This is a genomic window from Comamonas squillarum, assembly GCF_025309455.1.
GTDB classification, from domain to species: Bacteria; Pseudomonadota; Gammaproteobacteria; order Burkholderiales; family Burkholderiaceae_C; genus Comamonas; species Comamonas squillarum.
Map to the genome: position 1 here is coordinate 3357611 of NZ_CP104377.1, position 12810 is coordinate 3370420.

A 12810-nucleotide genomic window follows, 5' to 3' on the forward strand; every position below is an offset into this window, starting at 1 on the left:
CAGGCAAAACCTTGCAGGTTTTCCCGATGCCACAATAGCTGCCATGAAAGCTGACGCCGTTCGTGACATCGCCCTGGCCCATGCCATCGAGACCTCACCGCCCCATGAGGCCCTGCCCAGCGCTGCGCGCTGCGAGGCCATCACGCAGGAGGTGCTGCACACCTTGGGCAAGCCCGCGCTGGGTGGCAAGGCCGGCCAGGCCGCCTTTGCCCAGTTTCTGCAGCTGCGCGCCAAGCGCATCATCCAGGCCAGCCAGTTGCCCGCTGATGTGCGCCAGCTGTGGCAGCATGCCCCGGGCCTGGCGCATTGGGCACCGCTGGCGATCGGCCTGCTGGCGCTGTGCCTTGGCTTTGCCAGCCACCGCATTACCGATCCGCACCGGGTCGATCTGCTGTCGCTGTCGCTGATGGGCATCGTGCTGTGGAACCTGCTGATGTACACCGTGCTCTTGCTGCGCAGCCTGCTGCGCCTGGCACGGCGCCAGCCAGCGCGCGTGGCGCCCTGGGAGCCCGCACAGCCCACGCCAGCCGGCACGGCACCCAGCGCGGCTGCTGCCGATGAGCACCCCGGCTGGATCGCCCGCCTGCGCGGCAAGGCCATGCCCGCGCTGCGCGGCAGCGGCCTGCGCAAGATGGCGCTGCGCTTTGAGCGCAACTGGTGGCAGGCCAGCGAAGGGGTGCGCAACGCGCAATGGCTGCTGTGGCTGCACCTGGGCGCGGCGCTGGTCGCCGTGGGCGCACTGGCCTCGCTCTGGCTCACGGGCCTCACCAAGGAATACCAGGTCGGCTGGGAGAGCACCTTCCTGTCGGCCCCGCAGGTGCAGCACTGGCTCAACCTCCTGTTCGCCCCCACCCAATGGCTGCAGTGGACGACGCCCTGGAGCCTGACCGATATCCAGGCGCTGCAAGGCTGGGTGAGCAGCAGCCTGCCCGCGGCGCCATCGGCCCCGGCAACCCAGGCCATGGCAGCCCCCGCCTCCGGTGTCGGCGCGCGCTGGGTCTGGGCCTATACCGCCTTGCTGGGCGCCACCGTGGTGGTACCGCGTGTGCTGCTGGCGCTATGGCAAGGGCTGCGCGCGCGCTGGCGCAGCCAGCACCTGCAGCTGCCGCTGAACCAGGCCTACTTTGCCCGGCTGCAGCGCGACTTTGGCGGCCTGGCCACGCGCCTGGTGCTGCTGCCGTTCAGCATGGATGTGACGCCCGAGCGGCGCGCCGCGATCGACCACTTTGCGACCGATCTGTATGGCGCCGGCGCCCATGTCGACTGGCTGCCGACGCTGGCCTATGGCGCTGCGCTGCCGGCCGTCGATTTGGCGCCCGCTGCGCAGGCCATTGCGCTCATCAACCTGTCAGCCACGCCCGAGGCCGAGGTACATGGCGAGCTGCTGGCCCAGCTGCGCAGCCGCTTTGGCGCCAACGGCGAGCTCTGGCTCTGGGCCAGTGACTTTGCCGCCCGCAATGCCGGCGCCCCCCGCCGCCTGCAGGAGCGCGAAGCGCTGTGGCAGGAATTTGCCCAGCAGCACGGCTTCAACGCGCAGCTGATCACCACCGGCACCTGACGAGACCCGCACGATGACCGAGATGACGAACGCCCCCCCACTCCCCGCCGCTGTGCCGCAGGCAGCGGATGCAGCCAACGACCAGACCATCGCCTGGTGCCTGCTGTCGCACACCAATATCGGCAAGACCACCCTGGCCCGCACCCTGGTCGCCGAGGACATTGGCGAAGTCCAGGACGCCGCCCATGTCACCAGCCAATCGCAGCGATACCTGCTGCAGCGCACCGAGCAAGGCGATGAACTGTGGCTCTGGGACACGCCGGGTTTTGGCGATTCGGTGCGGCTCTACAACCGCTTGAAGCAGCAGGGCAACCCGCTGGGCTGGTTTCTGTCCAATGTCTGGGACCGCTGGCGCGACAAGCCCTTCTACATGAGCCAGCGCGCCTTGCAGGCCGCGCGTGACCATGCCGATGTGATGCTCTACCTGGTCAATGCCGCCGAAGACCCGGCCGACGCCGGTTACTGGGCCAGCGAGATGCGCATCCTGCAGTGGATGGACAAGCCCGTGCTGGTGCTGCTCAACCAGATCGGCAGTGACACCACAGCCACCCAAACCGCCGCCGACCTGCAGCGCTGGCGCGCGGCGACGGCCGAGTTTGCCGGCACCGTGCGCTCGGTGCAGGTGCTCGATGCCTTCACGCGCAGCTGGTGGCATGAAAAGCAGGTGATGCAGTCCATCGCGCCGCTGCTGCCCGATGCCAAGCAGCCGGCCTACCAGCGCCTCTTGCAAACCCGCGCACAGCGCCAGCAAGCGCGCGAAGCGGCCAGCCTGCAGGCCCTGGCCGAGCAGCTGCTGCTGGCGGCCACTGCGCAGGAGACCGTGCAGACCAGCGACAACAAGCTCTGGCAGCGCGCCTGGAGCAAGGTGAGCGGCTCGGTTGCACAGGCCATCCGTGGCAGTGGTCCTGAGGGCGCCGAGCTCAGCCCCGAGCAGACCGCCGCGATGCAGCGCCTGACCCAGTCCCTGCAGCAGGCCGACCTGGCCAGCACCCAGGCGCTGCTGGCGCTGCACCAGCTCGATGGCCAGGCGGCCAGCCAGATCCAGCAGCAGCTCAAGGACCACCTGAAAACCAGCACACCGCTGGATCCGCAGACGGCCAGCCTCTGGGGCGCGCTCACGGCTGGTGCTGCAACCGGCCTGGGCGCCGATATGGTGGCCGGCGGCATGACCTTGGGCGCAGGCGCGCTGGTGGGCGCCTTGGTGGGTGCCGTCACCTTTGCCGGTGCCGCCTGGAGCGCCAACAAGATGTTTGACCAGCAGGCCCAGCGCTTTCACCTCTCGCCCGAGTACCTGAGCGCCTTGACCGGCCAGCTGCTGCTCAAGTACCTGGTGATCTCGCACTTTGGCCGGGGACGCGGGCGCTACACCAGCCCCAGCGCGCCGGCGCAGTGGAGCGAGGCCGTGCAGGCCGCCGTGCAGCACCGCGCCACCCAATGGCAGCAGCAGTGGAAGGCGCTGGGCAGCCTGGCCGCCGATGCCGGTTTGAGCGACGAGGCGCGCGCCGCCCACTTGCAGGCGCTGCAGCTGCAGCTCGGTGAATGCCTGCACCAGGCGCTAGGCCGCCTGTACCCCGACATGGATCGACCGGCAGGCAGTGCTCATGCCAACAATCAATAAAAACAAGCAATTAAAAAATTAATGGCGATAAAAAACATATATCCGCATTGACCCGGTTGTTTTTTGCAGGTGCCCGTCGCAGCATGGGGGTGCCATGGCCCTGAGGCCCGGCATCCCTTGCAACAAAACGACAGGAGAGTTCTATGCGCAATACCTGGAAAGCCTGGATCAGCGGTATCGCCCTGTGCAGCACAGCGGCAGTTTTTGCCCAGACACCGGCAGCGGGCACGGCACCGGCGGCCAAACCAGCCCCTGCCGCCAAGGCCGCGCCGGCGGCCCCCCCAGCCGCAGCGCCAGCGGCCGCTGCCGACAAGGCCAAGGCCAAGACCCCCGCCCCTGGCGGCGGTGCCGGCAAGGTCTGGGCCAATACGAGCTCCAAGATCTACCACTGCCAAGGTGACCGCTACTACGGCACCACCAAGCAAGGCGAGTACATGACGGTGGCAGATGCGAAAGCCAAGGGCATCCAACCGGCCAAGGGCAGCAAGGCCTGCAACAGCTGATCGGCGCCGCCCCGCACCACCCAGACCCTGCGCAAACCCGCAGGGTTTTTTACGCTGCCCGGCGCTGCACCAGCCACTGCCACCAGCGCTTGCCGTAGCCGGCAATGCCCTGGGGGAACAGCAAGACCAGCAGCAGAATCACCGCGCCCAAGGTGGCACGCCAGTAGTCGGTGTTGCGCGCCATGGCGTCATGCAGCCAGGTAAAGCTGAAGGCGCCCAGAATCGGCCCCACCAAGGTCTGCACACCGCCCAGCAGCACCATGACCAGGCCATCGACGGACTTGGCCACCGACATGGTCTCGGGCGAGATGCTGCCCTTGGAGAACGCAAACAAGGCGCCCGCCAGCCCGGCCACCGAGGCAGCCAGCACAAAGCCCATCCACTGCACCCGCGCCACCGCAATGCCGATGGCCTCGGCGCGCAGCGGTGCGTCGCGGCTGGCACGCAGCGCATAGCCCAGCGGCGCATACAGCACCCGCCACAGCGCCAGCACGCCAGCGGTGGCCAGCAGCAGGGTCAGCAGGTAGAACCAGCGCTTGTCCTCCAGCCAGGCCGCCGGCCAGACACCCGTGAGGCCATTGCTGCCCCCGGTGACCGAATCCCACTGGAAGGTGGTAGCCCAGATGATCTGCGCAAAGGCCAGGGTCAGCATCGAGAAATACACGCCCGTCAGCCGCACCGCAAACCAGCCGGTCAACAGGCCGCCCAAGGCCGCCAGCAGTGGCGCCAGCAGCAGCGCCCACAGCATCGGCAGGCCCGCCGCGTTCAGCAGCAGCGCCGCACCATAGGCGCCCAGGCCAAAGAAGGCCGCATGGCCAAAGGAATGGAGACCTGCCGGCCCCATCAAGAAATGCAGGCTGGTCGCAAACAGCGCGGCAATGACCAGGTCCACCATCAGCACCAGGGTGTAGGACTGCGCATCGACCGCCCAGGGCAGCGCCAGCAAGGCCAGCAGCACAGCAGCTCCCACGGCTTTCAAGGCAGGCGGGGGGGCGCGCAGCGGCTGCTCGCGCAGGCCCTGGCTGCGGCTCGCGGCCTGCGGCTTGCCCAGCAGGCCCCAGGGGCGCAGCACCAGCACCACGGCCATCACCAAAAAGTCCGCCACCAAGGTCAGCTGCGGAAACGCAATATCGATACCGGCGATCTGCACCACGCCCAGCCAGATGCACAGCGCCTTGACGGTGGACACCAGCAGTGCCGCGACAAAGGCACCGGTGAGCGAGCCCATGCCGCCGACCACCACCACGACAAAGGCCGAGCCAATGGTCTGCAGATCGAGCTCCAGGGTGGCCGGTTCGCGCGGCAGCTGCAGCGCGCCGCCCAGCCCGGCCAGCGCGGCGCCCAGCGCAAACACCGCCGTGAACAGCCAGGCCTGGCGCACGCCCAAAGCGCCCACCATTTCGCGGTCCTGCGTGGCGGCGCGCACCAGCATGCCAAAGCGGCTGCGGTGCAGCAGCAGCCAGGTGGCACCCAGCACCAGTGGGCCCACCGCGATCAAGAACAGGTCATAGCTTGGAAAGGCGCGGCCCAGGATATCGACCGCGCCGCCCAGCCCCGGCGCGCGCGGGCCCAGCAGCTCATCGGGCCCGCACAGCCACAGCACCGCATCCTTGATCACTAGCACCAGCGCAAATGTGGCGAGCAGCTGAAACAGCTCGGGCGCCTTGTAAATGCGGCGCAGCAGCAGCACCTCCACCACACCGCCCAGCAGCCCGACGGCGATGGCCGACAGCGGCAGCGACAGCCAAAAACCCCAGCCGCCCCCAAGGGGCGCCATGGCCTCGGCCAGCGCATAGGCCGCGTACAGCCCCACCATGTAAAAGGACCCATGCGCAAAGTTGACGATGCGGCAGACGCCAAAAATCAGCGACAGCCCGGCGGCCACCAGAAACAGCGACGAGGCGCCGGCCAGGCCATTGAGCAGTTGCACCAGCAGACCGGAAAAACTCATGCGCCTCCCTGCGCTTGTCGCCATGCCTGGCCGTCTTGCCGCCCCAGCCAGCGGGGCATGCGCGCCCACCGACCTGCGGCGCTTGCGGGGGCCAGGCAGCGTTCCATCAGCTTACTGCGGGCGCATCTTGCGCACTTCGTCATCGCTGGGCAGGTAGTCCTTGCCATCGCGGTAGACATAGTCCACCAGCTCGCCCTTGCCGCCCACGTTCTTGAGCTTGCCCACATAGGCGCCCATGGTCGATTGGTGGTCCTGCGCGCGCCAGGTGATCGGGCCAAACGGCGACACGACCTGCAGGCCTTCAAAGGCCTTGATCAGCGCCTCGGTGTCAGTGTTGCCGGCCTTCTTGATGCCCTCGGCCAGCGACTTGATGCCGGCATAGCCAACGACCGAGCCCTGGCGCGGGTAGTCCTTGTACTTGGCCTGGTAGGCGTCGAAGAAGGCCTTGTGCTCGGGCGTCTTCAGCGTGTGCACGGGGTAGCCGGTGACGATCCAGCCATTGGGCGTTTCGGCCTTGAGCGTGTCCAGGTATTCGGGCTCGCCGCTCAAAACGCTGACGACCTCGCGGTCCTTGAACAGGCCGCGCGTATTGCCCTCGCGCACAAACTTGGTCAGGTCGGTGGCAAACAGCACATTGAAGATCGCATCGGGCTTGGCATCGGCCAGCGCCTGCACGACGCTGCCGGCATCGACCTTGCCCAGCACGGTGGCCTGCTCGGTGACGAACTCCACATCAGGCTGGGCCGCCTTCATCTTGGCCTTGAAGGTGGCGACTGAGGACTGGCCGTACTCGTAGTTGGGGTAGACGAGAGCCCAGCGCTTTTTCTTGAGCTTGAGCGCCTCTTCGACCAGCATCGACACCTGCATGTAGGTGGAGGGGCGCAGGCGGAAGGTGTAGGCGTTGCCATTGCTCCAGACCATCTTGTCCGTCAGCGGCTCGGTAGCAAGGTAGAAGAACTTGCGCTGCTTGGCAAAATCGGTCAGTGCCATGCCGGTGTTCGACAGAAAGCCGCCGGCCAGCACATCGACCTTTTCGCGCGCGATCAGCTCCTCGGCCACGCGCACGGTATCGCCCGGGTTGGCATTGTCGTCGCGCGTGATCAGCTCGAGCTTCTTGCCGTTCACGCCGCCTGCGCGGTTGACTTCGTCCACCGCCAGCTCCATGCCGCGCTTGTAGGGCTCCAAAAAAGCGGGCTGGTTCTTGTAGCTGTTGATCTCACCGATCTTGATGACACCGGCCGCCTGGGCAGCCGAGGCCCCCAGACCAGCGAGCACCAGCGCACTGGCCGTGCGGGACAACAGAGGGGTGCGGGCAGAAATACGCATGCAAAAGTCTCCAGGTGAGACCGGCCCCACAGCGGAGGCAGGCGCTGACATTCAGGCCGCTATTGTGACGGCTTCCGCGCGCTGTGAACGCCCGGGCCTGCAAAGGGCTGCCCGCATGCGGATGCCGATGCGTTTTTGACCGCTTGGTGCGACAGGTTTTGCGGCCTGCGGCGCCCTAGCCAGATTTTGACTAATTGTCATTCGATCACATGTATTCGTATTTCATCTAATACTAATCTTATTAAGAATTAGCGATCATCGGTTCCTCTCCCAGACTTTGGACCCGTGGGCATATGGCATTGATTCAGACCTTCATCGCGTTGCTTGGTGATAGCGCAGTTCTCCGCAGCCAGCAGGACCTGGCCGGCCATGTGACCGACTGGCGCGGCCGCTACCAGGGCCAGGCCCAGTGCGTGCTGTTCCCGTCGACGACGGCGCAGGTGGCGGAGGTGGTCCGGATCTGCCATGCAGCGCAGGTGCCGGTCGTGGCCCAGGGCGGCAATACCAGCCTCTGCGAAGGCGCGATTCCGCGTGCCGATCTGCCCGAGACCGTGGTCATCAACCTGGGCCGCATGCGCCAGGTGCGCGCGGTCGATCCGGCCAACAACTCGATGGTGGTCGATGCCGGCTGCGTGTTGCAGACCGTGCAGGAGACCGCCCGCAGCCATGGGCGCCTCTACCCGGTGAGCCTGGGCGCCGAAGGCTCCTGCCAGATCGGCGGCAATATCGCAACCAATGCCGGCGGCACGGGCGTGCTGCGCTATGGCAATACCCGCGAGAACGTGCTGGGCCTCGAAGTGGTGCTGCCCGATGGCCGCATCTGGGAAGGGCTCTACGGCCTGCGCAAGAACAACACCGGCTTTGATCTCAAGCATTTGTTCATTGGCTCAGAAGGCACTTTGGGCATCATTACCGGCGCCACGCTCAAGCTCCACCCGCTGCCCACGGCGCGCGCGATGGCCTGGCTGGCGGTGGAATCGCCCCAGGCGGCCATCGCCATGCTGGCCCGGTTCCAGAGCCGCTGCAGCGCCTCGCTGTCGGCTTTCGAGATGCTCAACGATGTGCAGCTGAACATTGTGCTGGGCCATGTGGCCGACCGCCGCGCGCCGCTCAGCCCCAGCTACCCCTGGCATGTGCTGGTGGAGCTGACCGACACCTGTGACGAGGCGCTGCTGTCCGCTGCGCTCGAAGAGACGCTGTCGGCCGCCGCCGAAGAGGGCCTGCTGCTGGATGCGGCCATCGCCACCAACGGCAAGCAACAGGCCGACTGGTGGGAGGTGCGCCACAGCGTCTCCGAAGGCAACAAGAAGGCCGGCATCGGCATCAACACCGACCCGGCGGTGCCGCTGTCGGCCATCCCGGCGTTCATCACCCAGGCGACGGCCGCCGCGCACGGCATCGTGCCGGGCGCGCCCATCATCATCGTGGCCCACCTGGGCGACGGCAATGTGCACTTCATCCCGCAGATGCAGTTTGCGCAGTGGCAGGCGCTCTCGCCCGCTGAGCAGGACCAGCTCTCGCACCGCGTCAAGCAGGCCGTCAACGAAGTGGCCTGCGCGCTGGCAGGCACCTTCAGCGCCGAGCATGGCATCGGCCAGGTGCTGACCGACGAGATGGCGCTGTTCAAGCCCGCCGTCGAGCTCGATCTGATGCAGACCATCAAGCGCGCCATCGATCCGCAGCAGCGCTTCAACCCCGGGCGCCTGCTGCCGCCCGCCCCCTGATCCCCTCCCTCCCTTGACTTCCCCTGCCTCTTCCTTCGAAAGGACACTTTATGACTGAGATCACTACCTCCCGTCGCACCGCACTGAAGGCGGCCGTGGCTGGCGCAGGCCTGATTGCTGCACCTGCCGTACTGCGCTATGCCCGTGCCACGTCCAAGCGTATCGTGGTGCGTGATGACGGCGGTATCTACACCAAGGCCTATGGCGCGGTGTACTACAAGCCTTTCACGCAGAAGACCGGCATCGAAGTGGTGGGGGTGCAGGCAACGGCCGAGCCCGTGGCCCAGATCCGCAGCATGGTCGAGACCAAGAACTACACCTGGGACATGGCCAAGATCAGCCAGCCGGCCATCCTGCTGCTGACCGAAGGCGGCAAGGTGCTGCTGGAAAAGCACGGCCTGGAAAACGACCCTTTCGTCAAGACCATCCCGGCGCAGTACATGTCGCCCTACGGCGTGGGCACCAATGTCTACAGCACCGTGCTGGCCTACCGCGAAGAGGCTTTCAAGGGCCGCGCCGCGCCCAAGTCCTGGGCCGATTTCTGGAACGTCAAGGACTTCCCCGGCCGCCGTGGCATCCGCAAGCACCCGTTTGACACGCTGGAGCAGGCCGCGATGGCCTCGGGCGTGTCTGCTGCGCAGCTGTACCCGCTGGATCTGGACCGCGCCTTCAAGGCCCTCGATGAGATCAAGCCCAAGATCGATGTCTGGTGGAACTCGGGCGCCCAGGTCGAGCAGATGCTCAAGTCCGGCGAAGTCGACATGATCGCCACCTGGGTGTCGCGCCCGCAGTCGGCCAATGCCGATGGCGCCAAGATCGGCATCGTCTGGAACCAGAACATCTGGGGCGTGGACAGCTGGTCCATCCTGGCGGGCACGCCCAATGCCGACGCCTGCCGCGAGTTCATCAAGTTCGCGTCCGAGCCCCAGCGCATGGCCTCGTTGACCCAGTACTTTGCCGCCGGCGTGACCCAGCCAGAAGCCTTCAAGTTCATCAAGCCCGAGCTGGCCAAGGAATCGCCCACCTATCCCGACAACATCAAGAACGGCGTGCAGATCGATGCCAAGTACTGGGTGGCCAACCAGGCTGCGGTGATCGAGAAGTTCAACGGCTGGGTGCTCAAGTAAGCGCTGCCCGCCAGCGATGACGAAGCCTGCAGCGGCACGCCGCTGCAGGCATGTGGGAGTCTCTGCAAAGCTCCCTGCCCCAGGCGAGGGTTTTGCAGAGCCTCCGTTGGTTCATTCGTTGCGCCCCGGTGCAATGGAGAAGATTGAAATGAAGAATATAAAACTGTCGATTGCGGGCCTGACCAAGCGCTACGGCTCCTTTGTCGCGCTGCACCCCACCAACCTGGAAGTGCCCGAAGGCGAGTTCCTGACCTTGCTGGGCCCTTCGGGCTCGGGCAAGACCACCTTGCTGAGCATGATCGCCGGCCTGTCCGTGCCCGATGGCGGCCATCTGCTGATCAATGGCAAGGATGTGACCTATGGCGCGCCCTATGAGCGAGACATCGGCATGGTGTTCCAGAACTATGCGCTGTTCCCGCACATGACGATTGCCGAGAACATCGCCTTTCCGCTGAAGATGCGCAAGCTGGACCGCGCCACCGCGATGAAGCGCGCCATGGAGGCGCTGGAGCTGGTGCACCTGCCCCATGTGGCGCAGCGCTTTCCCAAAGAGTTGTCGGGCGGCCAGCAGCAGCGCATTGCGCTGGCGCGTTGCCTGGTCTACAAGCCCTCGATCGTGCTGATGGATGAGCCCCTGGGCGCGCTGGACAAGAAGCTGCGCGAGCACATGCAGCTGGAGATCAAGCGCATCCACCGCGAGGCCGGCACCACCATCGTCTATGTGACCCACGACCAGGAAGAGGCGATGACCATGTCGGACCGCATCTGCCTGATGAACGGCGGCCGCATTGAGCAGCTGGGCTCGCCCGCAGACCTGTACTTCCGCCCGCGCACGCCGTTTGTGGCCGATTTTCTGGGTGAGAGCAATCTGTTCAAGGGCACGGTGGTGTCCAGCCAGGGCGGCCAGGCCCGCGTCGCCTTGAACGGCACCAACACCGAGCTGCTGGCCTCGGCCGACCAACCGCTGGCCACCGGCGCCAAGGTCTGCGTGATGGTGCGCCCGCAGAACATGGCCGCCGCAGCTGCGGCCCAGGGCACCAGCGAGCGCTTCAGCGGCCAGCTGCTCGACACGATGATCACCGGCAGCCTCACCAAGCTCTACCTGAAGGCGCCAGCGCTCAGCAGCGAGCCGGTGGTGCTGTCCTTCCCGACCTCCATCGCCAAGCATGACCACGCGCTGGGCAGCACCTTGGACTTTGGCTGGTCCAGCAGCGACGCCGTGGCCGTCCCGGAGCCCGCATGAACAGCGCCGCCACCCCCCGTGCCGCCTGGCTGAGGCCGCTGATGATGGCCGCACCGCTGGTCATGCTGTTTCTGGTGCTGCTGGTCTACCCGGTGGGCCAGTTGCTGCTGCTGAGCATCTACAGCGACGGCAGCTTCAAGTGGAACAACTACAGCCAGCTGTTCAGCTCTTCGGTCTACCTGGATACCATGTGGATCACCTTGAAGATCTCGCTGGTCACGGCGCTCTTGTCCATCGTGGGCGGCTACCCGATTGCCTACCTGGTCTCGTCGCTGCAAAAGGACAAGAAAAGCCGCTGGGTGTTCTGGATTCTGCTGTCGTTCTGGACCAGCTTTCTGGTGCGCGCCTTCGCCTGGATCGTTGTGCTGGGCCGCAATGGCCTGGCCAACCAGCTGCTGCTGGCGCTGGGCCTGCAGGATGCGCCGTCGAACATGCTCTACAGCTTTGGCGCCGTGCTCGTGGGCATGGTCCATGCGCTGATGCCGCTGGCCGTGCTGACCATGCTCTCGGTGATGGAGAACATCGACCGCAACCTGCCGCGTGCCGCGCTCACCTTGGGTGCCCGCCCGGGCACGGCCTTCTGGCGCGTGTACTTTCCTCTGTCCATGCCCGGCGTGGCAGCGGGCGCGATCATGGTCTTTGTCACCGCCGTGGGCTTTTTCATCGTGCCGCAGCTGCTGGGTGGCCGCAAGGAGACCATGATCACCCAGCTGATCATCGAGCAGGTGATGCAGGTGATGAACTGGGGCTTTGCCGGCGCCATCTCGGTGCTGCTGCTGATCGTCGTGCTGATCGTTTTTGCGATCTATGACAAGGTGCTGGGTCTGTCGACGATGACGGGCGCGCAGTCGGACAAGAGCAACCACAGCAGCGGTTTCATGCGCCAGCTGTCCGAGATGGTGCTGGGCCTGTTCGGCAGCATCAGCGACCGGCTGATTGCGCTGGTGCCGCGCTCGCGCAAACGCGATCTGCAGCAGGGGGATTCCTTTGTGCTGCGCGCCAGCGTGGTGGCCCTGCTGGTGTTCCTGAGCGTGCCTGCGCTCTTGATGATCCCGATCTCGTTTGCCGACAAGTCGGGCCTGAACTGGCCGCCCCAGGGCTTTACCCTGCAGCACTACCAGGACATGCTGGCCTCGCCGCTGTGGATCAACGCCACGGTGCGCAGCTTTGTCGTGGGCTTTTTTGCCGCGCTGGCCGCCATGGCTGTGGGCACGCCAGTGGCCTTCTTGCTGGTGCGCGGCCAGATGCGCGGCAAGGCCTTGCTGCTGGCCTTTGTGCTGTCGCCGCTGATCATCCCGCGCATGATCATTGCCGTGGGCATGTTCTATTTCTTCTCCAAGGTGGGCCTGGTGGGCACCTCGCTGGGTCTGGTGCTGGGGCATACCGTCATCGCCATCCCCTATGTGGTGATGACGATGATGGCCGTGCTGCGCAACTACGACACGCGCCTGGACATGGCCGCCCAAAGCCTGGGCGCGCGCCCCTGGCAGACCTTGCGCTACGTGACCTTCCCAATCATTGCCGCCGGCCTGACCTCGTCCTTCCTGTTTGCCTTTGCCACCTCGTTTGACGAGCTGACCATCTCGCTGTTTGCCTCGGGGGGCCTGAGCTCCACCCTGCCCAAGCAGTTCTGGGATGAAGTGACATTGCAGATCTCGCCGGTGATCGCCGCCGTCTCGACCTGCCTGTTCGCCTTCATCGGCATTTTGATCACCTGTGCGGACTGGCTGCGTCGCCGCTCCGCCGCTTCTTTGAATTGA

At 65.8% G+C, this 12810-nt stretch carries 9 protein-coding genes; 7 read left to right on the top strand and 2 right to left on the bottom strand.

Features of this window, described 5'->3' with window-relative positions; translation table 11 throughout:
- Positions 1–43: 43 nt before the first annotated feature.
- The 3 genes from N4T19_RS15655 (at position 44) to N4T19_RS15665 (ending at position 3679) form a co-directional block, all read left to right on the top strand.
- Complete coding sequence (locus N4T19_RS15655) at positions 44–1558, top strand: DUF2868 domain-containing protein (RefSeq protein WP_260718481.1); 1515 nt, start codon at positions 44–46, stop codon at positions 1556–1558.
- A gap of 13 nt (positions 1559–1571) precedes the next feature.
- Positions 1572–3176, top strand: coding sequence for a DUF3482 domain-containing protein (locus tag N4T19_RS15660; RefSeq protein WP_260718482.1), 1605 nt, complete (start codon positions 1572–1574; stop codon positions 3174–3176).
- A 143-nt stretch (positions 3177–3319) separates the two neighbouring features.
- The gene (locus N4T19_RS15665) at positions 3320–3679 is read left to right on the top strand and encodes a signal protein (RefSeq protein WP_409935116.1); all 360 of its coding nucleotides are present in this window, start codon (positions 3320–3322) and stop codon (positions 3677–3679) included.
- Positions 3680–3728: 49 nt separating this feature from the next.
- Here the strand turns inward: N4T19_RS15665 and N4T19_RS15670 are convergent, their stop codons facing one another.
- Together N4T19_RS15670 and N4T19_RS15675 are read right to left on the bottom strand one after the other, a co-directional pair.
- Entirely contained in the window at positions 3729–5630 is a 1902-nt protein-coding gene (locus N4T19_RS15670) for an ABC transporter permease (RefSeq protein WP_182344152.1), read from the bottom strand.
- Positions 5631–5741: 111 nt separating this feature from the next.
- Entirely contained in the window at positions 5742–6956 is a 1215-nt protein-coding gene (locus tag N4T19_RS15675) for an ABC transporter substrate-binding protein (protein ID WP_116927606.1), read from the bottom strand.
- Between the two features lie 293 nt (positions 6957–7249).
- On the opposite strand from N4T19_RS15675, the gene N4T19_RS15680 reads away from it, so the two are divergent.
- The 4 genes from N4T19_RS15680 to N4T19_RS15695 all read left to right on the top strand — a co-directional run bounded on the left by N4T19_RS15680 (position 7250) and on the right by N4T19_RS15695 (position 12810).
- Complete coding sequence (locus N4T19_RS15680) at positions 7250–8680, top strand: FAD-binding oxidoreductase (protein ID WP_260718483.1); 1431 nt, start codon at positions 7250–7252, stop codon at positions 8678–8680.
- A gap of 50 nt (positions 8681–8730) precedes the next feature.
- A complete protein-coding gene (locus tag N4T19_RS15685; RefSeq protein ID WP_021029043.1) occupies positions 8731–9807 on the top strand; it encodes an ABC transporter substrate-binding protein in 1077 nt (358 codons plus the stop codon).
- A 148-nt stretch (positions 9808–9955) separates the two neighbouring features.
- Complete coding sequence (locus tag N4T19_RS15690) at positions 9956–11050, top strand: ABC transporter ATP-binding protein (protein WP_260718484.1); 1095 nt, start codon at positions 9956–9958, stop codon at positions 11048–11050.
- Complete coding sequence (locus tag N4T19_RS15695; RefSeq protein WP_260718485.1) at positions 11047–12810, top strand: ABC transporter permease subunit; 1764 nt, start codon at positions 11047–11049, stop codon at positions 12808–12810. The genes N4T19_RS15690 and N4T19_RS15695 overlap by 4 nt, the downstream gene beginning before the upstream one ends.